A 766-nucleotide genomic window follows, 5' to 3' on the forward strand; every position below is an offset into this window, starting at 1 on the left:
GGCCTCCCGTCCGTCTGCTGGATGCAGCTTCCGTGCCCTCCTGACCGTCAGCACGGGTCGCGGTCGGTCTTCAGGCCGCCCGCGTGGCAGCGATCAGTCGGTGCGCTCGAAGAGCGCTCAGGCCGTCGCGGACACGGGTCTTGGCCGTCCCGACGGTGATGCCGAGCTGACTGGCGACTTCTGCGGTGCTCCGTTCGCCGAAGTACCGCAACACCACAGCGTCCCGCTGTTTGTCCGAGAGGTCAGCCAGAGCGATGCGCAGGGTGGGGCGGAGGAACAACGCGTCGCGCTGGTCGTCGTCGTCGACGCTGTGGTGGTCACGAGTGCCGATGCGGAGCTCGCGTTTCCGCAGGGCTTCGAGACTGCGGATCCGGTCGATCGCCCGACGATGCGCCACGGTGCGCAACCACGACTGCAGATCGGCTCGGTCCGGATCGTACCGATCCGGGTGCTGCCAGAACTCGAGGAACGCTTCGTGCACGACGTCCTCCGCGAGGTGTCGGTCGACGATGACCGTCCCCACGAACCGTCGCAGTCCCGGAGCGTGCTGCTGGTACGCAGCGATGAAGGCGGCGGGTTCGGACTGATCGGCACTGTGTGTTCGACACATGTTGCCCCCTTGCGTTGCTTCAACGTAGATCGTTCTGGACGGATCCGTCTCCCCCCTTTCGGGGCGTGCGAGCAGGCGACGAAGCGCCGTGGGTGATCTGATCGTGGGGCGCGGGGGCGCGGGGGTGACGGCCGAGACGGGAGGCACGGTGCCAGC

1 protein-coding gene is annotated in these 766 nt (G+C 67.8%); it reads right to left on the reverse strand.

What is annotated here, in order from left to right:
- Window positions 1-70: 70 nt before the first annotated feature.
- A complete protein-coding gene (locus H489_RS38840; protein ID WP_017888440.1) occupies window positions 71-610 on the reverse strand; it encodes a sigma-70 family RNA polymerase sigma factor in 540 nt (179 codons plus the stop codon).
- Between the last annotated feature and the right edge of the window lie 156 nt (window positions 611-766).

The organism is Curtobacterium flaccumfaciens UCD-AKU (assembly GCF_000349565.1).
Taxonomy (GTDB): domain Bacteria; phylum Actinomycetota; class Actinomycetes; order Actinomycetales; family Microbacteriaceae; genus Curtobacterium; species Curtobacterium poinsettiae.

What these genes read in the sequence shown, in the direction of transcription:
- H489_RS38840 (WP_017888440.1), bottom strand. Translation starts at nt 610, where the DNA reads ATGTGTCGAACACACAGTGCCGATCAGTCCGAACCCGCCGCCTTCATC.